Here is a 26,606-nt window from a genome sequence, read left to right as displayed (position 1 = left end):
CCGGACGACAGGGTTCGGCGTCGTGCCAGGTCCGCGCGTCGTCCGGAACCCCTCCTCACTCCCGAGAGGCTTCGCCCATGACCACCACCGCGGTGAAGCAGGCCGCCGCCGACAGCCAGCCGAAGGTCGTCGCCCGGCCGCCGGCCCGGCGCGGCGACCGGCTCAAGACCTACGGGCCACCGCTGCTCGCGTTCGGGGTGATCCTCGTGGTCTGGTACGCGCTGGCGGGCTACCTCGCCGCGCAGGGGCGGACCACCATCCTGCCCAACCCGACGCGGATCATCGTCGACTCCTTCGCGCCCGCCGACCCGCGGGACACCCCCATCACCGCCGACCTGCTGTCCAGCCTCGCGCTGTCCACCGGGGTGGCCCTGACCGGGCTGGCGATCTCGATCGTGATCGGCATCGTCTGGGCCGTGCTGATGTCGCAGGCGCGGTGGGTGGAGCGGTCGCTGTTCCCGTACGCGGTGATGCTGCAGTGCGTGCCGATCCTGGCACTGGTGCCGCTGATCGGCTCCAGCCTGGGCTACAGCCTGGAGTCCCGGGTGCTGGTCTGCGTCCTGATCTCGCTCTTTCCCATGGTCTCCAACACCCTGTTCGGCCTGCAGGCCGCCGACCGCAGCTCTCGAGAGCTGTTCCAGCTGCAGGGGGCCAGCCGCTGGACGGTCCTGACCAAGCTGCAGTTCCCGGGCGCGATGCCGGCGATCTTCGCCGGGATGCGGATCTCGGCCGGTCTCGCGGTGATCGGCGCCATCGTCGGCGACTTCTTCTTCCGTCGCGGTCAGGCCGGTCTCGGGGTCTTGATCAACAACTACGCCTCACGGCTGCAGACCGCCGAGCTGTGGGCCGCCGTCCTCACCGCCTCGCTGCTCGGCGTGGTGATCTTCCTGGTCTTCGGCTGGATCGGCAAGCTCGCCGTCGGCCGCTGGTACGAACCGTCCGCCTGACCCTGCCGCACCCGCCCGAACCGCCTGCCTGCCTACTCGCCTGCCCTGCCTAGGAGAACCATGATCATCGCCTCCCGCACCCTTGCCGGTGCCGCCTCCCTCGTCCTGGTCGCCGGGCTTGCGGCCTGCGGCTCCTCGGCCGAACCGGCCGCCTCTCCCGCGCCGAGCGCCGCGGCCGGCGCCGTCGACCTGTCCGACGTCTGTCCCGCCACGGTGGTGATCCAGACCGACTGGAACCCCGAGTCCGAGCACGGCGCCCAGTACGCGCTGCTGGGCAGCGACTACACCGTCAACAAGAAGCTCAAGACCGTCTCCGGACCGCTCATGAGCTCCGGCAAGACCACCGGCGTCAACGTCGAGATCCGTGCCGGTGGGCCGGCCATCGGGTTCGAGTCGGTCGCGACCCAGATGTACAAGGACAAGAAGATCACCATCGGCTACGCGAGCACCGACGGCCAGATCCAGACGTCCAAGGAGCTGCCGGTGAAGGCGGTGATGGCCCCGCTGGACATCAACCCGCAGATGATCATGTGGGACCCGGCCACCTATCCCCAGGTGAAGACGATCAAGGACCTCGGTGCGACCGGGGCCGTGGTCCGGGTGTTCGGCGGCGCCTCGTACATGGAGTACCTCATCGACAGCGGCCAGATCGACCGCAAGAACGTGGACGAGGGCTACGACGGCACCCCGGCCAACTTCGTGGCCGCGCAGGGCAAGGACGCGCAGCAGGGCTTCGCCAGCGCCGAGCCCTACATCTACGAGAACGAGATCAAGGACTGGGACAAGCCGGTGGCCTTCCAGCTGGTCCACGACGCCGGCTGGCAGATCTACGCCGGCGAGATGTCGGTCAAGACCGCCGACTTCGAGAAGCTGACGCCCTGCCTCAAGAAGCTGGTGCCGGTGATGCAGCAGGCGGAGGTCGACTTCTACACCGACCCGACCGCGACGAACAAGCTGATCCTCGACCTGGTCGACTCCTACGACACCGGCTGGGTCTACTCCCAGGGCGTCGCGGACTTCTCCGTCGAGCAGCAGAAAAAGCTCAAGCTGGTCGGCAACGGCGACAACGCGACCATCGGGGACTTCGACCTGAAGCGGGTGCAGAAGATCCTCGACGTGATGGGTCCGATCGCCGACAAGCTGGGCACGCCGCCGGCCGCCGGCCTGACCGTCGACGACCTGGCCACCAACGAGTTCATCGACACCTCGATCGGCCTGCCCCAGTGAGCGTCGCCGCTGCGCAGGTGGGCTCCGCGGACGTCGACGCCCTGCATGCCGAGCTGCTGGCGCTGCTCGGGCCGCGCGGGGTCTCGGTCGACCGCCGGGTGCGCGAGCGGGCCTCGGTGGACGGGGCCAAGATGAGCCCGATCATCGTCGAGCAGCTGCCGCTCGGGATGGCCGACCTGGTCGCCTTTCCCACCAGCGCGGAGCAGATCGCCCAGGTGGTCGGGGCGGCCGTTCGGCACGGCGTCGCGATCACCCCGCGCGGCAAGGGCACCGGCAACTACGGCCAGGCGATCCCGATGCCCGGTGGGCTGGTGCTCGACCTGTCCCGCGCCCGGGCGGTCGTCGAGGTGGGCGAGGGCGTGGTCACCGCCGAGGCCGGCGCCTCGATGGTCAGCCTGGAGCAGGCGGCGCGGGAGACTGGCCAGGAGCTCTGGATCTACCCCTCCACGGCGCAGTCGAGCATCGGCGGTTTCCTCGGTGGCGGTTCGGGCGGCACCGGCTCGTTGGTCCACGGCAGCAGCAGCATGGGCTTCGTCGTCGCGCTCGACGTGGTGCATGCCGTCCCCGACGCCACTCTCGTACACGTCGAGGGCGAGGAGGCGCAGGCCTACCTCCACAACTACGGCGTGACCGGCATTATCGCCCGGGCCACGGTCCGGCTCGACCCGGTGCACGACTGGTGCGGCTACTACGCCAGCTTCGACACCTTCGAGGACCTGCTCAGGGTGCTGCGACCGATCGGCAACCTCACCCCGACGCCTCGGCTGGTGTCGGGAGACCTGCCGACCCTGGCCAACGCGCTGCCGGAGGACCCGGCGATCCCGGCCGACCGGGCCAGCCTGCGCGCGATCCTGGACGCGTCGACGGTGGAGCAGGCGACGGCCCTGGTCGAGTCCGTCGGTGGCCGGCTGGAGGACGTGCGGCCCGGACCGCAACCCTGCGTCAAGATCAGCACCCTCTCCTACAACCACCCGATCGAGTGGCTGCAGAAGACCTCGCCCGGCACCTATTTCCACCTCGAGGTGGGCGGGCACGCCCTGATCGACCGGCTCGAGGAGGTGCACGCGGTCTTCGAGGGCGGCATGCTGCACATCGAGGCCCAGTACGACGGCTCGCCGATCGGCATGCTGGCGGGCGTCTATGCGAGCCCGGAGCAGGTCTACGCCGGGATCGACGCACTGCGGGCGTTGGGCGTCGGGGTGCACAGCCCGCACCAGTGGCACGTCGACTTCGAGGTCGACCGGACACGGGCGCTCGCCGCCCGCAACGACCCGCAGGGGTTGCTCAACCCCGGCAAGCTCGTCACCGAGCGGGCGCCGGGAGCGGGCAAGACCATGGGTGGCCGGACCACGGTCCGAGCGTCCTGATGGCGGCGCGAAAGCTCGTCGAGCTGGCCGGCTCGGCCGTGGGCACGACTCTGACCGCCGACTCGGTGATCATCCTCCCGACGGGCTCCGTCGAGCACCACGGGCCCCATCTGCCCCTGGTCACCGATGCGTTGCTGGCCGAGGCGGTGGCGACCGCCGCGGTGGAGCAGGGAGTGGCGGACGGACTGGACCTGTGGCTGCTGCCGACCCTCACCTACACCAAGTCCGACGAGCACCATTGGGCCCCGGGGACGATGTGGCTGAACTACGACACGCTGATGTCGACCCTGGTGGATCTCGGCCGCTCCGTCGCGGCGACGCCGGCGAAGAAGCTCGTCTTCATGAACGGCCACGGCGGCAACTCGGCGCTGCTGCAGGTGGCCAACCGCGAGCTACGGCGACGGTTCGGGCTGGTCACCTTCGCGATGCCGGCCGGCTTGCCGGTCGCCGGCACCCGTGGCGTCGGGGTCCTGCCGGAGGAGATGGGGCAGAGCATCCACGCCGGGCACGCCGAGACGTCCCTGGTGATGCACGTCCGGCCCGACCTGGTCGACCTGGGCCTGGCCGAGCGGCACGTGCCCGAGCACCTCGCCGGTTTGGAGTACATCGGCATCAACGGCAAGCCTGTCTCCTTCGGCTGGCTGAGCAACGACTTCGGTCCCACAGGCGTCATCGGCGACCCGACGCAGGCCTCGGCCGAAGCCGGCCGGGTGATCTTCGAGGCCTCGGTCGCCGGCACGGTCGCCGCCCTGCACGAGATCGCGGCCTTCCGGCACCTGCCGTGACGGCCACGCTCGGTGAGCCTGTCGAAGGGCCGCATGCCTGGGCTCGGTCCTGGCTGCCGGCCGACGACGACCCGGTCCGCCCACTGATGACCCTGGCCACGCTCGGGCTCGACGGCTGGCCGGCGGCCCGGACGGTGCTGCTGTCCTCGGTGAGCGACGTCGGGCTCCGCTTCCACACCGACGCCCGCTCGGCCAAGGTGGCCGAGCTGGCCGCCGACCCGCGGGTCAGCCTGGTCATCGCGTTCCCCGAGCGGGCGCAGCAGCTGGTGGTGCAGGGTGACGCAGTGCCGGAGTCGGCGGCGGAGAGCCTGGCCGCGTTCGGGCGACGGTCGGCGTACCTGCGGCAGCTGGCCTGGGTGAACGACCCGGAGCACGCGCGGCTGCCCCCGGCCGATCGCCAGCGGGCTTGGGCGACGGCCGTGGCCCAGACTCCGGACGGCCCGCTCGAGCCGCCCACCTCCTGGCGGGGCTACGAGGTCGTGCCGCACCGTTACGTCTTCTGGGAGGGCGGGCCGGACGCCGCGAGCCGGCGCACCGAGTACGTCCGCGCGGACGGCGGCTGGAGCGTCGACCACCTACCCGGCTAGTGACGGCTAGGAGTCCTGGGTGCCGAGCTGTTGTCCGATCTCCGCCAGCCCCTCGGCGAACGCCAGCTCTCGGCCGGGGGCGCCGCCGCCGGAGAGGTTGACCCCGGCGACCCCATCGAGAGCCAGCAGCTGCTCGCACAGGTCGACGGTGGCCCGGATGCCCCTCGCGCGTGGGTCCCGGGCCTCCAGGATGGGCTCGAGATAACCGGGCGGCAGCACGAAGCCGGGGAACGAGGCCAGCAGCTGGGCGCTGCTCACGTCGAGCACCACCGGCACGCAGGGGACGAACCAGGGGCGGCCGCCGAGCTGGTGCACCTGGTCGACGAAGGTCCGGATGGGGTCGACACCGCCGCAGTGGTTGACGAAGCAGACCTCGGCCCCGGCGCGCAGCTTCTCGACCAGCCGGCCGGCCCGACGGTCGGTCGGCGGTGCCGAGGGCGACTCCCCGACCGAGGTGAGCAGGCCCGAGCGCGCGGCGAGGCCGGTCAGCTGGGTCGAGTCGAGGTCGAAGACGGCCGCCGCGTCCCAACGCGAGCCGAGGGCGGGATGGTCACCGGTCACGCAGTGCACCGCGTCCACACCCAGGTCGACGAGCGCGGCCAGCTCGCCCTCGAGCGCGACCCGGTTGCGGTCGCGGCAGTTCAGACCGGTCCAGGCGCGCAGCCCTGCAGACCTGATCAGCGCGGCCCGGTAGGCCGGCGGCAGCTGGACCCGGTTCCGGGGCGAGTCGCCAGCGAGCACGGCGTGCACGGTGCCCCGCAGGACCTCACCTGTGGCGGACGCCGAGGCGCCGTCGAGCGCGGCCGCGGGGAAGTCGGCGACGACCGCCCGGCCTTGGGCGAGCAGCCGTCGCAGGTCGTCGCCGGGACGCCGGTCGGGCGCGGCCGCCGAGCCGTCAGGGGGCTGGTACGGCACGACGGGCACGCCGAGAAACGAGCACGGACGGTCCCCGAGCTCGCACGTTCCGTCGTGTTCGACGCCGCCGCACGGTCCGTGCACCATGTGCTTGGGGCACGCGGCGGTCGCTGAGCCTGGGTCCACGCTCCACCTCCGCTGGGCAATCTAGGCCAGGCTCACTCGGGGCAGGGTTGGTCACCGCCATACTTCGGTCCATGGCGTTCGACACCGAGCTGGCCGACCGGCTACGGGCACGGCTGAGCGCTCAGCCCGGCGTGAGCGAGAAGCGGATGTTCGGCGGCCTCGCGTTCCTGGTCGACGGGCACCTGGCGGTCGCCGCGGGCAACCACGGCGGCTTGCTGCTGCGGGCGGACCCGGCCGTGCTCACCGAGTTGCTGGAGGACCCGCGGATCTCGACCTCGGTGATGGGCGACCGGACCATGCGCGGCTGGTTGCACGTCGAGGCGGACGAGTCGGTCAGCGACGACGACCTGCACGGCTGGGTGGACGGCGCAGCCGCCTACGCCCGGTCCCTGCCGGCCCGGAGGAGATAGTCCGCCAACGAAGGAGGGGAGTACCCCACCTTCGTTCACGGCTTGTCGCGCCCAGCGGTCAGGTACTGCCGCCAGCCCCCGTAGGCGGTGATGTCGATGGCCCCGGCGGTGGCCGCCGGCTCCACCAGGAAGCCCGGACGGCGGCGTCCGTCGGCCAGCTCGACCGAGCCGATGGTCATCGGCGTCGGCAGCGCGGCGACGAACAGCCCGAACGCCGCCGCGGACAGCCGCCACAGCTCGCCCGTCACCATCGCGCCACCCGTGTCCACCCGTAGCAGACCCGGCTTGGCGGGGACGGTCGTCAGGGCCCAGAGCCGGTACATCGGCGCGGTCCGCGCCTCCCCGACCAGTGTCGCGCCGATCCGGAGCAGGTCGGGGTTGAGGGGCTGGCCGCTGAGGTGGGCCCCCAGCACGAGCAGCTCTACCGTCGGGGACGAGGCGAGCGCTTTCCCCGAGCGCCGCCCCGTCCCCGCGGTCTGAACCGACACGGTCGTCACGCCTCCGCGGCGACGGCGTCGGTGGCTGGGATGTCGGCCGCGCTGGGAGCGACCCGCTGCGGCAGCAGGCTGATGGCTCCGAGGGTCGCGGCCAGCAGGAAGTAGCCCAGGGCGGGTCCGGGCGCGGCCATCCAGCCCACCTGGTCGGCGTGCAGCAGCCCGACCCAGGACAGGGCGGCTCCGACCAGGGCGGCGATCACGGCTCGTCGCAGCTGCTTCTCGAGGATGAAGGTGACGATCGCGCCCAGGACGATGCCGGCGAGCGTCGCTCCCTGACCCAGGACGTGCAGGCCGTGGTAGACCAGCCCGGCGTCGGTCAGCTTCGCCTCGCCGAGCTGGGCGGCCGTGGTACCGGCAGCCGACAGGGCGTTGTCGATCAGGCCGGCGCCCCACGAGGCGACGTTGGGGATGATGGCGGCGACCACCGCAGCGGCGTGCAGCCGGGGCGTCGACTGGAAAGCCTGGGCCCCGATCAGCAGCCCGATGTAGAGCAGGATCGGCACGATCGCGGGCAGCGGCAGCACGGTCGAGAGCAGCCCGAAGAGCCCGGCGAAGCAGAGGACGGCGATGAACGCGCCGCTGGCGAGAGAGTAGCTCGTCCGGCCGCCGGCCTCTTTCCAGCCCGGGTGCCCGATGTAGACCGCGGGCGGGAAGGGCGAGCCGAGGGCGGAGCCGATGATCGCGCCGGTCCCGTCGGCCAGCAGCACGCTGCGCAGGTTGTAGCTGTCGCCGGCGGCGGCCGCGCTCTCGACGTTGCTCATCGCCTCGAGGAAGTTGTAGACGCCGAGCGGGACCGCGGTAGCCAGCAGCGGGGCCATTCCGCTCAGCCCCGAGACCAGCAGACCGACGTTGAGACTCGGCAGCGCGACGGCGACGTCGGCCGCGGCCGCGGTGACGTCGGGCACGGACAGGTAGCCGCCGATCCAGCCGATCGCGGTCCCGACCAGCAGGGCCGCCAGACCGATCGGGATGCCGCCGGGCAGCTTCAGGTCGGTGAAGAAGCCGACCAGGATGATGCCCAGCACCGGCAGGCCGATCCAGGCCGCCTCCCAGATCTGCCCGGCGGGCCGCATCGAGATGAAGGTCAGCGAGATGCCGGCCAGCGTGCCCAGCAGGGCGGCCCGCGGGGTGATTCTGCGGATGAACGGCCCGACGAAGGCGCCGATCAGCACGATCACGCCGATGATGAAGGCCCAGGCAAGCCCCGCCTCCCAAGCCCTGATGGGATCCCCGGTCTTGAGGTAGATCGGCAGCATGATCACGAAGGTCACGATGAACATGTGCGGCACGCTGGGCCCGTACGGCAGGGCCGTGACGTCGGTCCGCTGCTCGCGCCGGGCCAGCCGGCGGGCCAGCAGTGTGTAGTACGCGTTGCCGGCGATCAGCGCGATCCCCAGTGCAGGCAGCACCGTGCCCAGGACGCGGTCGGACGGCAGGTGCACGACGAAGATCAACAGCCCGGTCAGGGTGAGGACGTTGACCAGGATGTTGAACGCCAGTCCGAAGAAGGCGTTGAGGTCGCCGCGGGTCCACCAGGGGACGCGGATCCGTGTACTGGCAGGGGTCTCGGCGCGCACGGCGGTGTCGGTGGTCATGATCAGCTCCTGGTCAGGCGGCCGCGACGGCGGCACGGGGAAGGACGTCCAGCAGGGCGGCGGAGTCGGTGACCCAGCCGAAGATGCCGCCCTGGGCGGCGATCATGTCGAGCCCGACGCGCTGGAACTCCGGGAAGTAGGAGCCGACGCAGTCGGAGAGCACCAGGACGTCGTAGCCCCGGTCGTTGGCCTCGCGGACGGTGGTGTGGACGCACACCTCGGTGGTCACCCCGGTCACCACCAGCGCCTCGATCCCGGCGTCGGTGAGGATCTGCTGCAGGTCCGTGCCGTAGAAGGCACCCTTGCCCGGCTTGTCGAGCACCACCTCCTCGGGCAGCGGTGCCAGCTCGTCGATGATGTCGTGGCCGTACTCACCGCGGACGAGGATGCGACCGTAGGGCCCGGGGTCGCCGATCCGCAGGGAGGGCTGACCCCGGCGCAGCTTGGCCGCCGGTAGGTCGGAGAGGTCCGGCCGGTGGCCCTCGCGGGTGTGGATGACCACCATCCCGGCCTCGCGGGCGGCGGACAGGACGCGTTGCAGCGGAGGCACGACCGAGGCCAGCTGACCCACGTCGTTGCCGAGGGTCTCCCCGAACCCCCCGGGCAGCAGGAAGTCGCGCTGCATGTCGATCATCAGCAGGGCGACCTTGCCGGGCGGGAAGCGGAACGGCTGAGGTCGGGCAGGGACGGCGATGGGCTCGGGCATGCGGCAGCTCCTCGGGCGGGAACGGGACGGGGACCGGGTGGGCCCGGATCAGTCGGTGGAGGCGATGCGGGCCGCGACGGCCAGCACCTTGTCGTCACTCAGGGCAGGTCCGAGGACCATCAGGCTGGCCGGGCGGCCGTCGGCGGTGAGGCCGGCCGGGACCGCGACGGCGCACAGGTCGAGCAGGTTGGCGAAGTGCGTGTACTGGCCGAGGACGGTGTTGGTGGCGATCGGGTCCGCCAGCACCTCCGGCACGCTGAAGGTGGTGCCGATCGTCGGCAGGACGAGGACGTCCATGGTGCTGAACGCCCGGGCCACTACGCCCTTGAGCTCGGCGAGCCGGTACTGCGCGCGGAACACGTCGGCGGCGGAGAACCGGCCGCCTCCGCGGATGATCTGTTCCACCACGGGCACGACCGCACCGGGATGCCGGTCGAGGAAGTCGCCGAACTCCACCAGCCGCTCCGCCACCCAGGGTCCGGAGTAGAGCAGCTCGCCGGCCTGGGTGAACGGCGCCAGGGCGGGCGTGGTAGTCGCGAACCGCTGCTCGATCTGGGCGCGACCGGCCCGGTGCGCAGCGGCCATCGGCTCGTCGCCGAAGAACTCGAGCTCGTCCACGTCCGGCAGGCCGACGACCAGCTCCGCCGCTGGCGTGGCGTCCCGGACGCGGGGGCGGCTCCACGGGTCGCGGTGGTCCTCGCCGACCACCACGTCGAAGACCACGGCGAGGTCCGCGACGTCGGTGCCGATCAGGCTGAGGCAGTCCAGCGAGCGGCAGGCGGGCACCAGCCCGACCGTGCTGATCAGGCCGCGGGAGGGCTTGAAGCCGAGGACGCCGTTGAGCGCCGGCGGCACCCGGCCGGAGCCGGCCGTGTCGGTCGCCACGGCGAACGGCACCTGTCCCAGCGCGACGGCCAGGGCCGAGCCGGAGCTCGAGCCGCCCGAGATGAGGTCGCCGCCGTAGACGCTGCGGGGTACCGGGTAGGGGGTCCGGGTGCCGTTGAGGCCGGTGGCGAACTGGTCGAGGTTGGTCTTGCCCACCAGCACTGCGCCGGCGTCCAGGAGGCGCTGGACCACCGGGGCGGTCTCCGTCGCGGTGTAGGCGTAGGCGGGACAGGCCAGCGTGGTCGGCCAGCCCGCGATGTCGATGCTGTCCTTGACCGCGAACGGGACGCCGTACAGCGGGAGGTCGCGCGCACTCGTCTCGGCCTCCAGAGCGGCCGTCCGGGCCAGCGCGTCCGCCCGGTCGACGACCGTGATCCAGGTGCCGTCGGCTCCGCGCGCGTCCACCAGGTCGAGGGTCTGCGCGATGGTCTCGGTGGGGGTGAGGCGACCCCCGCGGTGGGCGTCGAGCACCCTCCCGACCGTCGGGCCGAGAGTCGGTCCCGTCCCGGTGAGAACGTGTCGGGCCGCCGTCGTGGTCACACGGTCGATTGTTGACAGTTTCAGAGTCGGTGCGGCGACCGTGGCGTTACGGCTGTGTTATGGCTGGTGCTCGCCCGGGACCACCGCGGCCGGCTGCGGTGTGAGGAAACGGCGGCCGCCGTGGTGTTCGAGCTCGTAGAGGATGCGGTCCAGGTCGTTCGAGCGCAACGCGTCGATGATCCGCTGGTGCCGGACCAGCCCCTCCTCGGGTCCGAGCAGCTGCGCCTCGCGCCGCAGGTTGACCGCCATCGGCCGCTGCAGCTTGAGCAGCACCGGCTCCAGCGCCAGGTCGAGCTGTCGGTTGCCGGCCAGCCCGACGACGGCGGCGTGGAAGGCCCGGTGGGCGTCGTCCTTGGCCAGCGCGTCGCCGTCACGTTCGGCGGAGCGCATCCGGTTCAGCCAGTGGTCGACCTCGGCGAGCTCGGCGTCCCCGGGAGGCGTCGCGCGCGGGAAGACCAGCCGTACGGCGTGCCCCTCGAGCGCCCCGCGGATGCCGAACAGCTGCTCGACGTCGGTGCTGCTGAGCTCGGTGACACGGGCGCCCCGACGCGGCAGGTGCTCCACCAGCCCCTGCTGGGTCAGCAGCCGGAGGGCCTCACGCAGCGGTCCGCGGCTGATGTCGAAGCGCAGTCGGATCTGGTCCTCGATCAGCCGCTGGCCCGGTTCGAGCTCGCCGGCCAGGATCTCGGCGCGCAGCTGCCGAACGGCCACTTCGACCAGGCTCGGGGCGTGCAGGCCGGTGCTGGAGGTCACGCCCTGCCTCTCGGGGTCGCGGTGCTGGGGGTCCAGTCTCGCACCGCAGCCGCCCCGATCACGTCTGCAGCAGCGCCGGCGTGATCCCGGCCAGGTCCGGCACGCCGGTCAGCGCCATGGTCAGCTCCAGCTCGGCGAGCAGGTTCTGCAGCACCTGGCGGACGCCGTCGGCGCCGGCGAGGGCGAGCCCGTACAGGTGCGGGCGGCCGACCAGGCAGGCGTCCGCTCCGAGGGCGAGCGCGACGAACAGGTCGGTGCCGGTGCGGATGCCGCTGTCCAGCAGCAGGGTCGGCTCGGGGCCGACGGCCGCACGGATCGCCACCAGGGCGTCCAGCGAGGCGATGCTGCGGTCGACCTGGCGGCCGCCGTGGTTGGACACGACCAGCCCGTCCACGCCGAGGTCCAGCGCGCGGCGGGCATCGTCGGCGTGCAGCACGCCCTTGAGCAGGACGGGCAGCCGGGTCCGCTCGCGCAGGGTGGCCAGGTGGTCCCAGGACAGGCCGGGGTTGGAGTAGACGTCGAGGAACGCCTGCACGGCGGCCCGGGGTTCGGGGGAGCGCAGGTTGGCCAGCAGCCGTCCGGGGTGGTGCCGGCTGATCGACCACAGGCTGCGCAGGGCGCCGAGGGTCACGTTCGCCGGTTCAGCGGAGGTTCCAGCGGCAGCATCCAGCCGGTCCCGGACCAGAGCGGTGAAGCGGGGGTCCGAGGTGTACTGGGCCAGCCCGATGCCGCGCGCGAAGGGCAGCGAGCCGAGGTTCAGGTCCTGGGGACGCCAGCCGAGCACGGTGGTGTCGAGGGTGACCACCAGGGCGCCCGCCCCGCACGCCTCGGCGCGGCCGATGAGGGAGTCGACCAGGGCCTCGTCGCTGGACCAGTACAGCTGAGACCAGTACGGCGTCGTGCCCATCGCCGTCGCCGTCCGTTCCATGGCGACGTCGCCCTGGTTGGAGAAGACGTATCCGACGCCGGCCGCGTGCGCACCCTCGGCGATCAGCAGGTCCCCGTCCCGGCGGACCAGCCCCGCGGCGCCGACGGGCGCGACCAGCAGCGGCGAGGGGTGCCGGACACCTAGCAGGTCGGTGCCGAGGTCGCGTTGCGTGACGCCGTGCAGCATCCTTGGCACGATCCGGTGCCGCTCGAAGGCCTCGAGGTTGTGCCGCATCGTCGCTCCGCTGCCCGCGCCGCCGGCGACGTAGGCCCAGGCGGTCGGGCTCATCGCCCGACGGCCCCGACGTTCCAGCTCCTCGGCGTCGGTGGGGACACTCGGCCTCCGGCCCAGGACGCCGGCCCGGTAGATCGCGTTCTGCCGTGCCCGCCCGATCCCGGCGGCGGTCGGGCTCGGCCGGGGCGGTGCGCTCACGTGGGACGGTCCGTCGGGAGCAGGGGACCGGCGGGCGCGAACTCGAGGACCGCCTCGTGGCCGGCGCGCAGGGTCCCGTCGGCCTCGACGAAGTGCAGACACTCCGGCAGACCCACCGGCCCGTCGGCGTCGCGGTGCAGGTCGGAGACAAGGCTGGCCTGCAGGGCGTGCACGGTGAAGCCGATCCCGCGGTCCCGCAGCACGCCGAGGGTGTATCGCAGCACCTCGACGTGGGTGGCGTCCTCGCGCGCCCCCCAGACCGTCTCGGTGGCCAGCAGGCCCTTGCCGGCCGCGGCGGCGAGCGCGACGACCTCATCCACGTGCCGTTCGAACCCCTCCTTCGAGGCCATCGGCTGGCCGGCCGGATCGAGGTTCCACATCCAGTAGGGGTGGAAGCTGATGACGTCGCTGAGCGGTTCGGTGAGGGCGACGGCCGTCGGGTGGGTGTAGTTGCCCACGGTCAGGGGCTGCTGGGCGCCGGTGCTGCGGCAGACGTCGCGGACCCAGCCCAGCCACAGCAGCTCAGCGGCGCGCATGGAGCTGGCCGCGTCGTCGACGTACCCGCCCATCAGCGGCTCGTTGCAGAGGTCCCAGAGCACGACCCGCTCGTCGTCGCGGTGGCGGCCGACGACGTCGAGCAGGTAGCGGCGGTGCACCTGCTCGACCGGGGCCAGGTCGCGGCCCGTCCCCTCGACGTCGGCGAACAGGTCGTCGGCCCGGCTCCAGGCGCTGTGGTGCGGGACGAGGTGGTCCAGCGGCACGCCGCCGAAGTCACAGACCGGGTCGAGCCAGCGGTTGAACAGCAGCGGGATGACGCCGATCCCGTGTCGGGCGAACAGCTCCAGCCCCGCGTCGAGGTTGGCCAGGAAGAGCGCCGGATCGCGCTGGTAGGCGTCGAACGATAGCCACCAGCGCGCGGTGTTCCAGGCCGGGAAGTACGCCTTGCCTCGGGCCACCTCGACCGCCATCCGGCCGTGGTCGTGGTGCTGCCACAGGTCCAGACCGCTGGAGCCCCACGACCCGTCGTAGTTGAAGCCGAAGACCCTGTCCGTCCGCATAGCGCTACCCCCTCCGATCAGGCTCGGATCTCGCGCCGCTCCGTCAGGACCGAGCCCAGCACGTCCTCGCGGACGGTCAGGCCGAGTCCCGGTCCCCGCGGCACCTCGATCTGGCCGTCGACCATGATGAACGGCTCGGTGAGGTCCTCGGCGTAGTAGCGGGCCGAGGCGGAGATGTCGCCTGGCAGGGCGAAGCCGGGCAGCGCAGCCAGAGCGAGGTTCGCCGCGCGTCCGAGGCCCGTCTCCAGCATCCCGCCGCACCAGACGGGCGTGTCCAGGGCCTGGGCGACGTCGTGCGCCCGCCGCGCCTCCAGGTAGCCGCCCATCCGGGCGGCCTTGAGGTTGACGATGCTGCACGCGCCGGCCAGGATCGCCCGCGCCGTCGCCGCGGCGGAGGTGATCGACTCGTCCAGACAGATCGGCGTCCGGCACCGCCGCGCCAGCTCTGCGTGCAAGGCGATCGCGTCGTGCTCGAACGGCTGCTCGATCAGCAGCAGGCCGAGGTCGTCGAGCTTCGCGACGTGAGCGAGGTCGGCCGCCCGGTACGCAGTGTTGCCGTCGACCTGCAGCGGCACGTCCGGCCCGACGGCCTCCCGGACCGCGCGAACCGGCTCGAGGTCGAAGCCTGGCTCGATCTTGAGCTTGATCCGCCCGTACCCCTGCTCGCGGTAGCGCTGGACCGTTTCGACGAGCTGCCCGATGGTGTCGGTGATGCCCACGGAGACCCCGACGGGCACGCGTTCCCGCGTCCCGCCCAGGTAGGCCGCCAGGCTCATCCCGGCCTGGCGCAGCTCGGCGTCCAGTACGGCCAGCTCGAGCGCCGCCTTCGCCATCCGGTGCCCGACGAAGCCCTCGGTCAGCTCGGCGACCCGGGCGGCGGTCAGGTCCTCGCAGGCCAGCACGGCCGGTACCAGGTAGTGCTCGAGGACGTGGGCGGCGCCGTCGACGTACTCCTCGCTGTAGACCGGCTCGGCCAACGCAACGCACTCGCCGTAGCCGACGGCCCCGTCGGTGGTGTGGGCCACGACGAGCAGCACGTCGCGCGCCGTCTGCACCCCGAACGACGTCCGGAACGGGCTGACCAGCGGCATCTCCAGCCGCAGCAGCTCGACCCTCTCCAGCTTCATCTGGTTTGAGCTCACGACAGGCTCCTCCCGATCTCGACGACCAGCTCGGCGACCAACGCAGCCCGATCCGGCATGGCGGACACCACCACGTACTCACCCTCCGCGTGCGCCCCCGCGCCGACCGCGCCCAGCCCGTCCAGGGTCGGGACGCCCAGGGCTGCGGTGAAGTTGCCGTCCGAACCGCCGCCCACCGCAGCGGTCTCCAACGGTGGCAGGCCGCAACATGCGGCGGCGCGCTGGGCCAGCGGCACCAGAGGCGCAGCGCTCTGCTCCTCCATCGGCGGGCGGTTCGGCCCGCCGTCCACGGTCAGGGTGGCGCCCAGCTCGGGCTGCAGCGCCCGCAGGGCGGCGTCGACGCGCTGCTGCTCACCGACGGTCGAGGCCCGGACGTCGAGAGCGACCGTCGCCGCCGCCGGGACGGTGTTGCGCGTCGTGCCGGCACTGGCGAGGGTCGGGGTGACCGTCGTCCCGAGCTCCGGCGCGGCCAGGTCGACCACCGCGAGCGTCAGCCCGGCCGCGGCGACCAGGGCGTTGACGCCCAGCTCCGGCTCCAGTCCCGCGTGTGCCGAGCGGCCGACTAGGTGCAGGTCGTAGTTGCTCACGCCCTTACGAGCCACCTTCAGCCTGCCGTCCACCGACGGTTCCAGGACCAGCACCGCGGCGGCGTCCCGCGCTGCGTCCTCCACGATCTGCCGGCCGACCGGCGAGCCGATCTCCTCGTCTGTGGTCACCACCAGCACGACCGGCGGCCGGTCCTCGTCGGCGACGGCCAGCGCCGCCAGGGCGAACAGCCCCTGGACCAGGCCGGCCTTCATGTCGAACGCGCCCGGGCCGGTGGCTCGGTCGGCCTCGACCGTGAACGGCCAGCGCGCGAGCGTCCCGGTGGCCCAGACGGTGTCGAGATGGGCGAGCAGGACGACCGGACGGCTCTCGCTGCGGACCGCCGGCAGCGACCAGGTGAGTGCCGGTGCGTTGGCGGTGCCCAGCCGGGTCGGAGTGACAGCCAGCAACGGCTCGGCGCGCTCGACCAGCAGGTCGACGGCGGCGGCGAGGGCGTTCGCGTCGTCCGACGGGGACTCGGCGGCGACGAGCTCACGAGTGAGCTCGACCATGGCGTCGACGCGCGCCCGCAGCCAGTCCGCGGTCTCGCTCATCGCTCCTCCTCGCCCGGGACCAGCCGGTACCCGGCGTCGTCGACGCTACCGATCCGCAGCCCGCCGGCGTACGCCTCGGTGAGGACCGCGCGCACGGCGTGTCGCCACGCTCGGGCCCGCTCGGGGTCCTGGCCGCGGACGGCCTCGAAGTCGGCCGGGATCTCCAGCACCGCGCCGGCGTGGGAAGAACCCGTCTGCTCGGGGAGCCCGTCGCGGTTGCGCAGCGCCAGAGACCCCGGTTTCAGGGCCGTCTCGGTTCCGGCTGGCCGCGGGCGGGCCAGGTCCCACACCGCCTCCAACCGGTCGGAGGAGTCCGAGGCGTTGATGCTGTCGGTCATCGCCCCGTAGAAGTCGGGGTAGAAGGCCGCGGCCCGGGCTCCGAGAGCGTTCAGGTTGAAGGCAACGTTGCGCCGGACCAGCGGGTCGAACGTCCAGCGCATCTCGGTGATCCCGGCCGACAGGCAGGTGCTGCGCTGGGCGAGCTTGAGCGCGTAGCCGACCCGGCGCCGGCGATGGCTGGCCACCACCCCCGTCTGGTGAGAGTGCACGTGCAGCTGGGGCGCCCAGCCGAGGAAGCCGACCGCGAAACCCACCGGGGCGCCGTCCTGCTCGTCGATCGCGAGGTGCACCGGGTTGCCCGAGAAGGCCAGGGCCCGGAGCTCGTTCGGCGCGAAAGTCCCTCGGGGACCCCAGACCTGCTCGCCCACCTCCGACACCAGACGGGCGGTCGGCTCGTCGTCGACGGCGCTGATCAGCACGCCCGCCTGCCGGGCCGCCGCTGTCGCATCAGCCCCGGCGCTCCCCGTCATCACCCGCCCATGATCGCGCACCGGTGCGGGACAGAATGTGCCTGTGAGCAACTCGAAGGTTGGTGTGGAGCTCGATCAGGCGGTGGAACCCTTTGTGCTGGCTCTGGACGTCGGGTCCACGGCCAGCCGGGGTGACGTCTACGACGCCACGGGTCGGCCGGTCGAGGGGGGCCGGCACAAGGTCGAACACCAGTTCCACACCGCCGGGGACGGCACCTCCACCATCGACGCGGACGCGGTGGTGGACGAGCTCGGCCAGATCATCGATGCCCTGGCGGTACACCGACTCCGAGGCCGGATCGGCGGGGTCGCGATGGACACCTTCGCCTCCTCCCTGGTCGGGGTGGATGCCCAGGGCCGGGCCTGCACGCCGTGCTTCACCTATGCCGACTCCCGTTGCGGTGCCCAGGTGGTGGCCCTGCGCGAGGAGCTGGGCGAGGCTGCGATCCACCAGCGCACCGGCACCCGGCTGCACTCGAGCTACCTCGCGCCCCGGCTGCGCTGGCTGCGCGAGACCGACCCCTCGACGTTCGCCCGGGCGAAGCGGTGGATGTCGCTGGGGGAGTACGTCTACCTGCGACTGCTCGGGGTGACCGCCGCGGGGACGGCGGTGGCGGCCTGGACCGGCCTGCTCGACCGTCGGACGGGGGGCTGGGACGCCGAGCTCGTCTCGGCTGCTGGGGTGGAGGTCGGGCAGCTGTCGGAGATCCGGGATCCTTCCGACCCGATCCGGGAGGTCTCGGCTGCGGTGGCGTCCCGGTGGCCGGCGCTCGAGGGCGCGGCCTGGTTCCCGGTCGTGGCCGACGGACTCTCGAGCAACCTCGGCGTCGGAGCGCAGGACGAGTCGGCTATGGCCGCCGCCGCAGCGACGAGCGGGGCGATGCGCGTCCTGGTGCACTCCCTGCCCGAGCAGCTGCCGTCGGGGCTGTGGTGCTACCGCGTCGATTCGACGCGCTCCCTGCTCGGGGGCGCGGTCAACGACGTCGGCCGGGCCCTCAGCTGGGTCGAGTCCACACTGGGACTCGCTGCCGACACCCTGGAAAGGATCGCGGCCGCTGCGCCCGATCCGGGTGCGCCGATGGTCCTGCCGTACTTCTCCGGCGAGCGGGCCACCGGCTGGGCCGCGAACGCCCGGGCGACCTTGACGGGCGTCTCCGCGGCGACGACGGGCCCACAGATCGCGCGCGGGGTGCTGGAGGGCGTCGCCATCTCCTACGCCCGCATCGCCGACCAGCTGCTCTCGGTCTCCGGCCGGCGACCCACCATCCTGGCCAGCGGCCGGGTCGCGCAGGAGGTGCCGTCCTTCCTGCAAATCCTGGCCGACGTGCTCGACGCTCCCGTCGTCCCCGTCACCACGAAGCGCGCGACGCTGCACGGGACGGCTCTGCTGCCCCTGGAGGTGCTGGCCCCGGACGTCGAGCGGGCGCCCGCGACGACCGGCACGACCCTCGAGCCCGTGTCGGCCAGGGCTGAGTACTACCGGGACCGGCGGGCGGAATACCAGCAGCTGTACGAGGCCGTGGTGGGACATCCTCAGGGCTGACCGGCACCAGTTCTGACGGACAGCTGAGCGGCGCTGCCGCGCGTCGAAGTCGGCCGGGGGGCCAGCATCGCGGATAGCATCGCGAGCGCGGCCCGACGGGCGCGCCCGGCCCGACGCCGAGCGCACTTCATGCCCCCACCCGCACGAGACACTTCGTGCTGCCTGGGGACCCCCGTTGACCCTTCGTTACTCCGCGAGAGCCCTCGCGGCGTCCACCGAGTCTGTGGCGGAACGGTTGTTCCAGCAGGTGCTTCATGAATACGGCCGGCGAACCTCGCCGTCGGAGATTCGCTCGTGGGAACGGAGTCTTCGCGTCCTCGCCCAGGACCTGGTGGATGCGGGACTGTCCGAGGTGGAGGTCATCCTCGAGTACCAGCTGCCCTTGACCTCCAAGCGCGCCGACGTGGTGCTGGCGGGCCGGCACCCGCGGACTGGAGAGGCCTCGTACGTCGTCGTCGAGCTCAAGCAGTGGACGTCGGCTCATCTGTGGGAGGACGACGAGTCGCTGGTCACCGTGGACGGGATGCCCGGCGGGCCGAGGCTCCATCCGGCTCGGCAAGTTCGGGGCTACTGCGAGTACGTGACCGACTTTGTCAGCTCCTTGTCCGGCCACGAGGATGCGGTCGCTGGACTGGCCTACCTCCACAACGTGACCGACCGGAACTACGTGAGTGACCTGTTCTTTGCACCTCTTGATCGACAGGGGCAGCTCTTCACCGGTGCCGACCGAGCAAAGCTGCACGCCTACCTGCGCTCCCGGTTGGACCCGACAGTCGCTGGAGCCGCTGCGGCAGACGAACTGCTGAACTCTGCCGTCCGCCCATCACGCCAGCTTCTCGCCGTCGCGGCTGACGAGGTTCGTGACCGCGAGCAGTTCGTGCTGCAGGACGACCAACAGCTGGCCGTCGATATCGTCAAGCACGAGGTCGAGCAGGCCCGTCAATCCAACCGGAAGACGGTCGTCGTAGTCTACGGCGGTCCGGGGAGTGGCAAGAGCGTCATCGCCCTCTCACTCCTCGGCGACCTCGCTCGCGAGGGTCGGACCGTGCTGCACGCCACCGGATCTCGCTCGTTCACGCAGACCCTCCGCAGGGTGGCGGGGCACCGCGATCTGCGGGTGCAGAAGATGTTCCGCTACTTCAACCAGTTCATGGACGTCGAGCGGAACGGCCTTGACGTCTTGATCCTCGACGAGGCGCACCGCATCCGTGAGACGTCGGTCAACCGCTACACCCGGGCGGAGTTCCGAACCGACCGAAGCCAGCTCGACGAGCTGATCGCCGCGGCTCGGGTGCCGGTGTTCCTGCTCGACAACCATCAGGTGGTGCGGCCGGGCGAGCAGGGTTCGGTGGACAGCATCGCCGACTACGCCCGCTCGCTGGGTCTCGACCTGCAGGAGATCGAGTTGCAGGAGCAGTACCGGTGCGGCGGCAGCCTCGGCGACGTCCGCTGGGTGGAACAGCTGCTCGGTCTTGCGGGCGACGGTCCGGCCGCGTGGGAGGGCGACGAGCGGTTCGTCCTCGACGTGGCCGACAGTCCGGAGGAGCTGGAGCAGCGGGTCCGCGACGAAGCGGCGACGGGTGCCAGTGCCCGGCTGGCGGCGGGATACTGCTGGTCCTGGAGCGACCCGTGCAAGGACGGCACTCTCGTGCCGGACGTGCAGATCGGCCCGTGGGCCCGGCCCTGGAACCTCAAGGGCGACCGCTCCATCGGCGGTGCGCCCCCGGCCCCGCTGTGGTCAAGCGACCCGAGGGGCATCGACCAGGTCGGCTGCGTCTACACCGCCCAGGGGTTCGAGTACGACTGGAATGGGGTCATCATCGGCCCCGACCTGGTGTGGCGCGACGGCCGTTTCGTCAGCGTCCGGTCCGCCAACCGCGACCCAGACTTCCGCAGCCAGACTGCCGTGAGTGACGCCGACTTCGACGTCTTGGTGCGCAACGTCTACAAGGTCCTGCTCACTCGCGGGATGGTCGGAACCGTCCTCTACGCCACCGACGCCGAAACCCGAGACGCGCTCCGTGTCCTGGTCGCCGGAGCCAGCAACGCGGGGAACTGGCCCTAGCCGGCGGCTACGGTCGCCGCGGCGAAGAAGTCACCTGGCAACGGGTGGCTCAGCCGCCAGGTGATGGCGATCGGCCGCTCGCCAGTGTGCTGCACGTAGGAGACAGGTCCGGCGAAGAGATAGGGGCTCGTGCCGAGCTCGTCGGCCTTCCGGTGGCGGACGAACAGCAGTTTCGTACTCGAGCCGTGCAGGTACCGCTGGCCGGTCGGCGAGGCGATCGACGTGGTCGACTGGGACTCCCAGTGGAAGAGCACAGGACTGATCGGGTAGTCGCGGTAGAGCGTGGTGGGGGAGTAGTCGGCCTCCGACTTCTGCAACGTGACGAAGAAGGCGTCCACGTCCAGGTCGGGCACGGGCAACGCGCCCTCGCGGAACGAGTTCGGCCTTCGCTCGAGACTGGCGTAGTCGAGGGCCGCCAGCACCTCTTCCCGCTGGTATCGGCCGTGGATCCGGAGCGGAACGTGCTGGAGCCGATCCGGAAGGTCGACGGTCAGGTGCGGAGCCCGGTCGAAGGCTAGGTCGATGACCGCCCGGACCTCGTCCCGCACGGCTCCCTCGCCGCGAAGTCGCAGCAGCGCCTCGTCGTAGGAACCGAGGGCACCGCCGGGCCAGAGCGAGAAGTACAGCATCCGAGCCAGCCGCTGCTCGACCGGCCCGAGTGCTCCGTACGTAGGCCCGTCGTCCTCGAGGAGGCGCGCGTAGGTCTCGGCGCGCGATTGGTCGTCGACGTGGGCGACCGCCCGGACGCGGCGGAGCAGCGCGGCTTCAGCGGCCGACCCATCGCGCGTCGGTAGTCCTGCGGAGCGGCGTAGTTCGGTCCACGAGTGGCCGTTGCGCAGAACGTCCGACAGCTCCAGACCGGACTCCTCGAGAAAGGTCCGGAAATCCTGGTCGCCGTACGAACGCAGCTCTGCCACCACCTGTGGCCACCGGTTGCCCATCTGGCTGCGGATGTTCTCGAGCACGATCTGCTGGGACTGCCGGTCCATGATGATCTGGCAGCCGGAGGGCAGGAACGGGAACCCGCGCTTGATGCCGCGCTCGAGGCCGCGCCTGGTCTGACCGGTGAGGGCTCGGAGCCGGCGGTCGAAGCGGAACTCCTGGCGATGGTGGCCGACGAAGTCTAGAACCGTGAGCACGGCTTTGTCGCGTGTCCGCCGCAGCCCGCGACCCAGCTGCTGCAGGAACAGCGTCGCGCTCTCCGTCGGTCGCAGGAAGAGGACGGTGTCGACGTCGGGGAGGTCGAGTCCCTCGTTGAACAGGTCAGCGGCGAAAAGCGCGTTGACCCGGCGGTCGCGCAGGTCGAGCAGTGCCTGCGCTCGCTGCTCGGGAGAGGTCGCGCCGCTTACCGCCAGCGCCGGCACGCCGGCCTCGCGGAACACCTGCGCCATGAATTGGGCGTGAGCGACGCTGACGCAAAAGCCGAGCGCGCGCATGCCGCCGAGGTCGAGCACCTTGTCCCGCAGCTGGGAAAGCACGATCGCCGCTCGAGCACGATTGCCGGTATAAAGGCCGGCGAGCTCGGCGTCGTCGTAGCGACCGCGGGCCCAGCTGACGCCTCGGAGGTCGGTGCCGTCCGCGACGGCGAAATAGTGGAACGGACAGAGCAGATCAGCTCCGAGCGCGTCCCACAGCCGGAGCTCGGCGGCGGTCCGGCCCTCGAAGAAGTCCCGGACGTCGAGGCCGTCACTTCGTTCCGGCGTCGCGGTCAGGCCCAGTAGCTCGACGGGTCGCAGGTGCTCCAGCAGCCGACGGTACGTGGCGGCCTCGGCGTGATGGAACTCGTCGATGACCACGACGTCGTACGACTCAGGCGCGATGTTCGCGATGCCGTAGGACGTCAACGACTGGACGCTGGCGAAGACGTGTGACCAGCGCTCTGGTCGAGTGCCACCGACGTAGAGCTCGCCGAAGTTCGGGTCGGCGAGCACCTCGCGGTAGGTGCGGAGCGACTGCTCGAGGATCTCCTTGCGGTGGGCGACGAAGAGGAGCGACGGCCGATGTGAAGCCTGTTCGGCCAAGGCTCGGTAGTCCAGGGCCGCGACCACGGTCTTGCCCGTTCCCGTGGCGGCGACCACCAGGTTGCGGTGGCGGTCGTGCATGCGCCGCTCGACCTCGAGGGCGTCGAGCATCGACTGCTGATATGGGAAGGGTCGAACCTGTAGCCCGGACAGCGAGAGGGTGACCCGGTCGTGCGTGGTCCGGCCGGAGGCTTCCGCCAGGGCGTCGTCTAGCCGGTCGCGGTCGCGGTCCGGGTCGTAGGTCTCGAAGCTCGGGTCGTTCCAGTACGTATCGAAGGTGGCCTTGAACTTCTGCAGCAGCGCCGGCGTACCAACGCGGGAGAGCCGGACATTCCACTCGACCCCTTCCAACAGGGCAGCCCGGGAAAGGTTGGACGAGCCCACGTAGGCCGTGTCGAAGGTGCTGTTGCGCCGGAACATCCACGCCTTGGCGTGCAGCCGCGTCCGCTGGGCGTCGTACTGGATCTTGACCTCGGCTCCGAAGTCTCGGACCAGCCGGTCGAGAGCGGCTGGGTCGGTCGCTCCCATGTAGGTGGTGGTGATGACGCGGAGGGGCGCCTGACGGCTGCGCAGACGTTGCAGCTCGGGCTCGAGCAGGCGGAGGCCGTACCACTTCACGAAGGCGCAGAGCAGGTCCACCTCATCTGCGGTGTCCAGCTCGGCTTTGAGCTCAGAGCCCAGGTTGGGCTCGCCGCGCGTGTTCGTGAGCAACGCCGCCTCCGCCAGCGGGGTGAGGGGGCGGACATCCTCGTACGTGGTGACTCCCGGTACGGGGGAGGTCTGGATGGCCATCAGCTGCTGAGGCGGGTCGAGGACCTGATCTTCCACCTCGGCGAGCTTCTCGAGCAGCTCGTTGACGATCACCAGGCGCCGCCCGGAGTCTCGGGTGCCCGTCAGGACCCGCCGAACGGCATCTTCCACGTGCCGTGCCATCACGTGCGCCTCATCAGCGGCGTCCACATCGCGCCTGCGCACCGCGGTCTCACCAGGAAGGCGCAGCCGCGCGTCGAGCCCGCGGGTAACCAGCTGTTCGTACAGCCCGTCCGGCATTCGGCCTCCTTCATCCCCGACCCGACTCATGACGCGGTCTTTTCGGCCAGCCACCGGACGTCGGCGATCGCACTGGCGGCTTCAGCGGGCGTCGGATCCAGCTCGTAGGCGTGGTGGTGGCAGGAGGCGGACAGCCGCCACCACGCGGTGGCGGCTCGGTACCCGACAGCAGGCTGCTCGGCCCAAGCCTGGCCGAGAGCGATGAGCCGACTCCGCATGCTGGCGTCGGGGCAGCCGAAGCCGCGAGCCGCCAGTAGGTCATTCACCACCTGCTCCAAAGCCTGTCGAGCGAGCAGGCAGGCGGCGCGTGCGCTGTTCGAGCCGGCGAGGGTCTGTGCACCGCCGGTCAGCAGGTCCGCCGCGGCCAGCGCTCCGTCGACGAAGGGCGAGGCGGTCATGCCGACGAGCTCTCGATGGCGCGGACCAGTCGTTGGACGTCGTTATAGGTCTCCTCCAGGTTCGAGGTCAGCCCCTGGTGGCTGCCCGCGTTGCAAGCGGCGACGGCGCGCTTGCGGAACGATTCGCGCTCGAGCCAGGGCTGGAGCGAGGCGCCGAGGGCGAGCTCGAGCCGTTCGCGCGTGCGGTCGGCGGCGTCCCAAGCCGCCTCGACGACGTCGAGCTGAACTCCGGCCTTGAGTCGTTGGCCGCTGTAGCGCTCCCACGCGGCAGTCTCGACGGCGCGTCGAAGCACGCCGGGCAGCACCCGCCGCTTGACGGCGTCACTCATCTTGAGCTCCTTGAGCAGAGCGTGCGCGTCCTGCAGGTAGCGCTCGGTCGGCCGCTGCACGTTGCGCACGACGACCGCCGAGCCGCTGCTCCGGTTGACCTCCAGGATCTTCGGGGGATCCGGGAGCCTCCGGGCCGCCTGGGCCAGCCGGTCGTCATGAGAGAAGACGATCACCTGACGAGTACGGGCGAGCTCCGCCAGCACCGAGGCCAGGCCCTCCACCTTGTTGGGGTCCATCGACTGCACCGGGTCGTCGAGAACGAGGAAGCGGAAAGGGCTGGCGTCCGACGCCGCTCGGGGTAGGAACAGGGCGAGAGCGAGCGAGTTGAGCTCGCCCTGGCTCATCACCGAGAGGGCGTTACTTCCGGCGTCGTCGACCACGGCCTGGATGTCGACCGCCCGGCGCGTCGCGTTCCCGGTCAGCTCGATGTCCAGGAGCTCGACGTTGCTCTCGTGCCGGAGCTGCGCCCAGATGGCGCGGGCGTGATCGACGATCGGCTGTAGCCGCTCGTCCCGGATGATCTTCTCGGTGGCGACCGCAGCGGTGTACGCGTCGCCCAGGTCACGCGCCTGGTCGGCAGAGGCCAGGGCGCCTTGCTGGCGGAGGATATAGCCGCTGATCCGGAGAGCCAGCGGACGCCAACGCTCGGCCGCCTCGTCGGCCAGGGTCCGCGCCTCGGCTTGCCAGGCGAGTACCTGTTCGGCGACTCGAGAGGCCTGCTGGCGGAGGTGGTCGGCGAGGCTGGCGCCGGCCGCCGGCTGCTCCCAGGCGAGCCAGGCGTCGGCGGCCGCGGCCTGCGTACTCAGGTCGACGGTGCTCTGGAGCAGAGCCGCGGGTCGGTTGGTCAGCAGGCGGTGGGCAGCTGACTCCGCGTCCTGCAGCGCCTGCTCTGCTTGTCGTGTTTGCTCGCGCAGCACGTCGGTGCGGGCCAGCGTCTCTACGGTTCTGCTGCGCCAGGACGCGTCGAGCCCCCCGGTGCCGCAGACCGGGCAGTTGGTGTCGCCGGACACCTCCTGGAACCGCAGTGCGTCGTGCAGCAAGTGTTCGCGCCGGGCGTCGAGCTCGTCGCGTTCCCCACCGAGCTGGTCGCGTGCAGCGTTGGCGGCGTCGAGAATGTCAGCCACCGTCTGGGCCGCGGCGGGATCGGGTGCTCGCACCGTCGCGATCTGGGCCAGGACGGTTTGTCGGGAATCAGGGGTGCCGTCGCCTGAAGTCAGAGCGGTCAAGGCGTCGAGGTCGGGGGAGGTCTTGTTGAGCAGCTTCGCCGCGGCCCTTGCCCGGGCGTCGTCGGCCTGCTCGAGCGTCGCCTTGAGTGTCTTGCGGGCGTCGCTGGCCTCCTTGGCGGGTCGCTTCAGAGGGGCCGCCCGGTCGCGCAGCAGGGCGATCGCGGTCTGCAGCTCGTCGAGGGCCAGCGCGCCGGCGATCGAGTCGTGCAGTTCGCTGGGCTTGGCCGTCAGCAGGTGTCCAAGGTCGTCGTAGGACAGCATCGGCCGGTAGGTCTGGAGGGCGGCGTGCCAGCCGAGCGCATCCTGAACCTTCTGCTGCCGCTGACCGGCTACCTGGTAACTGACCTCGGGCCGGCTGACGTCGGTCTCGCCCTGGGGCCATGACGCCGTGAGTGTCGCCTCGCCCGCCTCGACCTGGGCCAGCGCCACCTCGATCCGGCAGACGTGGGGATGATGCAGGTTGCGCCAGGCCGCCTGGAACTCGCGGTTGGCGACCCGCCGCTGCCACCGGGTGGTGGTGCCAGTGAGCGCACACTCGAGCGCCTCGGCCAGGCTGGACTTCCCCGAGCCGTTGCGGCCGGAGATGACGGTCAGCCCTGGACCAGGGTGGAGGTACAGCTGCGTCCGCGGACCGATCCCACGAAATCCCTCCACCTCCAGCCCGGCGAGGAACGCGCCGGCAGGAGCAGTCCGCTCGCCCACCGGTTGCGGACGCTCAGGGGATGAGCCTCCGTCGAGGACGGCGTCGAGCTCGGAAGGTCCCTCGAGAGCAGCCAGGACGAGGTCGATGGTGCGGTCGGGCCGGTTCTTCTCGAGCAGCTCGCCGAAGACCCGCTCCGTCAAGCTCTGCACCGACGGGGCGGCGGCAGCCGGCGAGGCGCTCATCGGAGGAGGCGGGCGAACGGCGAGGGCATGAGGGGAGTCCTTCGTGCTCGGGTCGGCCGCGGCCGACAGCATGGGTGACGTCCTCCGCCGTCGCTCAGCAGGCTAGCCGGACCCGGTCGGCCTCGTGCGAACGTTCGTCACCAGCTGGGCTCGAGCCGGGTGACTCGCCATCCGACGCCTCAGTCGAGTCGGTCCGCCCCCCCCCCCCCCCCCCCCCCCCCGCCCGCCCCCCCCCCCACC

General features: G+C 71.5%; 22 protein-coding genes and 1 pseudogene. 8 read left to right on the top strand and 15 right to left on the bottom strand.

The annotated features are described in order from the left end of the window. The first annotated feature begins 77 nt into the window (after positions 1-77). The 5 genes from ACFE7W_RS17385 to ACFE7W_RS17365 are packed head-to-tail and all read left to right on the top strand — an operon-like array spanning position 78 to position 4,913. Positions 78-947: an ABC transporter permease gene (locus ACFE7W_RS17385; RefSeq protein WP_375426086.1), complete on the top strand. Its 870-nt coding sequence runs from the start codon at positions 78-80 to the stop codon at positions 945-947. Positions 948-1,007: 60 nt separating this feature from the next. Beyond that, complete coding sequence (locus ACFE7W_RS17380; protein WP_375426085.1) at positions 1,008-2,174, top strand: ABC transporter substrate-binding protein; 1,167 nt, start codon at positions 1,008-1,010, stop codon at positions 2,172-2,174. Beyond that, complete coding sequence (locus tag ACFE7W_RS17375; RefSeq protein WP_375426084.1) at positions 2,171-3,541, top strand: FAD-binding oxidoreductase; 1,371 nt, start codon at positions 2,171-2,173, stop codon at positions 3,539-3,541. Before ACFE7W_RS17380 ends, ACFE7W_RS17375 begins: the two co-directional genes overlap by 4 nt. Then, positions 3,541-4,326, top strand: a complete 786-nt coding sequence (locus ACFE7W_RS17370; RefSeq protein WP_375426083.1) for a creatininase family protein — start codon at positions 3,541-3,543, stop codon at positions 4,324-4,326. Before ACFE7W_RS17375 ends, ACFE7W_RS17370 begins: the two co-directional genes overlap by 1 nt. Then, positions 4,323-4,913: a pyridoxal 5'-phosphate synthase gene (locus ACFE7W_RS17365; RefSeq protein WP_375426082.1), complete on the top strand. Its 591-nt coding sequence runs from the start codon at positions 4,323-4,325 to the stop codon at positions 4,911-4,913. Before ACFE7W_RS17370 ends, ACFE7W_RS17365 begins: the two co-directional genes overlap by 4 nt. 6 nt (positions 4,914-4,919) lie before the next feature. Here ACFE7W_RS17365 and ACFE7W_RS17360 read toward each other — a convergent pair whose 3' ends face one another. Both ACFE7W_RS17360 and ACFE7W_RS17355 read right to left on the bottom strand, forming a co-directional pair. Then, positions 4,920-5,837, bottom strand: coding sequence for a methylenetetrahydrofolate reductase (locus tag ACFE7W_RS17360; RefSeq protein WP_375426146.1), 918 nt, complete (start codon positions 5,835-5,837; stop codon positions 4,920-4,922). 18 nt (positions 5,838-5,855) lie between these two features. Next, positions 5,856-5,954, bottom strand: a pseudogene (locus ACFE7W_RS17355) (methylenetetrahydrofolate reductase C-terminal domain-containing protein); the annotation flags it as partial. 71 nt (positions 5,955-6,025) lie between these two features. On the opposite strand from ACFE7W_RS17355, the gene ACFE7W_RS17350 reads away from it, so the two are divergent. Continuing rightward, positions 6,026-6,364, top strand: a complete 339-nt coding sequence (locus ACFE7W_RS17350; protein WP_375426081.1) for a TfoX/Sxy family protein — start codon at positions 6,026-6,028, stop codon at positions 6,362-6,364. Between the two features lie 35 nt (positions 6,365-6,399). Here ACFE7W_RS17350 and ACFE7W_RS17345 read toward each other — a convergent pair whose 3' ends face one another. From ACFE7W_RS17345 to ACFE7W_RS17300, 10 genes are read right to left on the bottom strand one after another with little or no spacing between them, the layout of a single operon-like run. Further along, on the bottom strand, positions 6,400-6,852 hold the full coding sequence (locus ACFE7W_RS17345) for a hypothetical protein (protein WP_375426080.1): 453 nt from the start codon (positions 6,850-6,852) through the stop codon (positions 6,400-6,402). 5 nt (positions 6,853-6,857) lie between these two features. Next, the gene (locus tag ACFE7W_RS17340; protein WP_375426079.1) at positions 6,858-8,456 is read right to left on the bottom strand and encodes a hypothetical protein; all 1,599 of its coding nucleotides are present in this window, start codon (positions 8,454-8,456) and stop codon (positions 6,858-6,860) included. A gap of 13 nt (positions 8,457-8,469) precedes the next feature. Further along, on the bottom strand, positions 8,470-9,162 hold the full coding sequence (locus tag ACFE7W_RS17335; protein WP_375426078.1) for a cysteine hydrolase family protein: 693 nt from the start codon (positions 9,160-9,162) through the stop codon (positions 8,470-8,472). 48 nt (positions 9,163-9,210) lie between these two features. Then, the gene (locus ACFE7W_RS17330; protein ID WP_375426077.1) at positions 9,211-10,587 is read right to left on the bottom strand and encodes an allophanate hydrolase; all 1,377 of its coding nucleotides are present in this window, start codon (positions 10,585-10,587) and stop codon (positions 9,211-9,213) included. A 57-nt stretch (positions 10,588-10,644) separates the two neighbouring features. Next, positions 10,645-11,340, bottom strand: a complete 696-nt coding sequence (locus ACFE7W_RS17325) for a GntR family transcriptional regulator (protein WP_375426076.1) — start codon at positions 11,338-11,340, stop codon at positions 10,645-10,647. Between the two features lie 58 nt (positions 11,341-11,398). After that, positions 11,399-12,700: an alpha-hydroxy-acid oxidizing protein gene (locus tag ACFE7W_RS17320; protein ID WP_375426075.1), complete on the bottom strand. Its 1,302-nt coding sequence runs from the start codon at positions 12,698-12,700 to the stop codon at positions 11,399-11,401. After that, on the bottom strand, positions 12,697-13,758 hold the full coding sequence (locus ACFE7W_RS17315) for a hypothetical protein (RefSeq protein WP_375426074.1): 1,062 nt from the start codon (positions 13,756-13,758) through the stop codon (positions 12,697-12,699). The genes ACFE7W_RS17320 and ACFE7W_RS17315 overlap by 4 nt, the downstream gene beginning before the upstream one ends. 17 nt (positions 13,759-13,775) lie before the next feature. After that, a complete protein-coding gene (gene menC / locus ACFE7W_RS17310; protein ID WP_375426073.1) occupies positions 13,776-14,900 on the bottom strand; it encodes an o-succinylbenzoate synthase in 1,125 nt (374 codons plus the stop codon). Further along, positions 14,897-16,039, bottom strand: a complete 1,143-nt coding sequence (locus tag ACFE7W_RS17305) for a M20 family metallopeptidase (protein WP_375426072.1) — start codon at positions 16,037-16,039, stop codon at positions 14,897-14,899. The genes menC and ACFE7W_RS17305 overlap by 4 nt, the downstream gene beginning before the upstream one ends. Further along, positions 16,036-16,851 (bottom strand): hypothetical protein, encoded by an 816-nt coding sequence (locus ACFE7W_RS17300; RefSeq protein WP_375426071.1) that lies wholly within the window; start codon positions 16,849-16,851, stop codon positions 16,036-16,038. The genes ACFE7W_RS17305 and ACFE7W_RS17300 overlap by 4 nt, the downstream gene beginning before the upstream one ends. Before the next feature lie 40 nt (positions 16,852-16,891). Here ACFE7W_RS17300 and ACFE7W_RS17295 point away from each other — a divergent pair, with 40 nt between their 5' ends. Both ACFE7W_RS17295 and ACFE7W_RS17290 read left to right on the top strand, forming a co-directional pair. Continuing rightward, entirely contained in the window at positions 16,892-18,391 is a 1,500-nt protein-coding gene (locus tag ACFE7W_RS17295; protein ID WP_375426070.1) for a gluconokinase, read from the top strand. A gap of 331 nt (positions 18,392-18,722) precedes the next feature. Then, complete coding sequence (locus ACFE7W_RS17290) at positions 18,723-20,456, top strand: DNA/RNA helicase domain-containing protein (protein ID WP_375426069.1); 1,734 nt, start codon at positions 18,723-18,725, stop codon at positions 20,454-20,456. Here ACFE7W_RS17290 and ACFE7W_RS17285 read toward each other — a convergent pair. From ACFE7W_RS17285 to ACFE7W_RS17275, 3 genes are read right to left on the bottom strand one after another with little or no spacing between them, the layout of a single operon-like run. After that, the gene (locus ACFE7W_RS17285) at positions 20,453-23,527 is read right to left on the bottom strand and encodes a DUF3427 domain-containing protein (RefSeq protein ID WP_375426068.1); all 3,075 of its coding nucleotides are present in this window, start codon (positions 23,525-23,527) and stop codon (positions 20,453-20,455) included. The two genes, ACFE7W_RS17290 and ACFE7W_RS17285, sit on opposite strands and share 4 nt — an antisense overlap. A 26-nt stretch (positions 23,528-23,553) precedes the next feature. Beyond that, positions 23,554-23,925 carry a hypothetical protein gene (locus ACFE7W_RS17280; RefSeq protein ID WP_375426067.1) on the bottom strand — a complete coding sequence of 124 codons (372 nt, stop codon included), beginning with the start codon at positions 23,923-23,925 and terminating at the stop codon, positions 23,554-23,556. After that, the gene (locus tag ACFE7W_RS17275; RefSeq protein WP_375426066.1) at positions 23,922-26,366 is read right to left on the bottom strand and encodes an AAA family ATPase; all 2,445 of its coding nucleotides are present in this window, start codon (positions 26,364-26,366) and stop codon (positions 23,922-23,924) included. The genes ACFE7W_RS17280 and ACFE7W_RS17275 overlap by 4 nt, the downstream gene beginning before the upstream one ends. Positions 26,367-26,606: the final 240 nt, after the last annotated feature.

It is taken from the genome of uncultured Friedmanniella sp. (genome assembly GCF_964244285.1).
Classification (GTDB): Bacteria; Actinomycetota; Actinomycetes; order Propionibacteriales; family Propionibacteriaceae; genus Microlunatus.
The sequence above is the reverse complement of the archived record's forward strand: the minus strand, read 5'-3'. Positions and strand labels throughout refer to the sequence as shown.

Coding starts and splice junctions, on each gene's coding strand:
- ACFE7W_RS17275 (WP_375426066.1), bottom strand. CDS start 26,366: ATGAGCGCCTCGCCGGCTGCCGCCGCCCCGTCGGTGCAGAGCTTGACG.
- ACFE7W_RS17370 (WP_375426083.1), top strand. CDS start 3,541: ATGGCGGCGCGAAAGCTCGTCGAGCTGGCCGGCTCGGCCGTGGGCACG.
- ACFE7W_RS17315 (WP_375426074.1), bottom strand. CDS start 13,758: ATGCGGACGGACAGGGTCTTCGGCTTCAACTACGACGGGTCGTGGGGC.
- ACFE7W_RS17380 (WP_375426085.1), top strand. CDS start 1,008: ATGATCATCGCCTCCCGCACCCTTGCCGGTGCCGCCTCCCTCGTCCTG.
- ACFE7W_RS17350 (WP_375426081.1), top strand. CDS start 6,026: ATGGCGTTCGACACCGAGCTGGCCGACCGGCTACGGGCACGGCTGAGC.
- ACFE7W_RS17335 (WP_375426078.1), bottom strand. CDS start 9,162: ATGCCCGAGCCCATCGCCGTCCCTGCCCGACCTCAGCCGTTCCGCTTC.
- ACFE7W_RS17285 (WP_375426068.1), bottom strand. CDS start 23,527: ATGCCGGACGGGCTGTACGAACAGCTGGTTACCCGCGGGCTCGACGCG.
- ACFE7W_RS17385 (WP_375426086.1), top strand. CDS start 78: ATGACCACCACCGCGGTGAAGCAGGCCGCCGCCGACAGCCAGCCGAAG.
- ACFE7W_RS17340 (WP_375426079.1), bottom strand. CDS start 8,456: ATGACCACCGACACCGCCGTGCGCGCCGAGACCCCTGCCAGTACACGG.
- ACFE7W_RS17305 (WP_375426072.1), bottom strand. CDS start 16,039: ATGAGCGAGACCGCGGACTGGCTGCGGGCGCGCGTCGACGCCATGGTC.
- ACFE7W_RS17280 (WP_375426067.1), bottom strand. CDS start 23,925: ATGACCGCCTCGCCCTTCGTCGACGGAGCGCTGGCCGCGGCGGACCTG.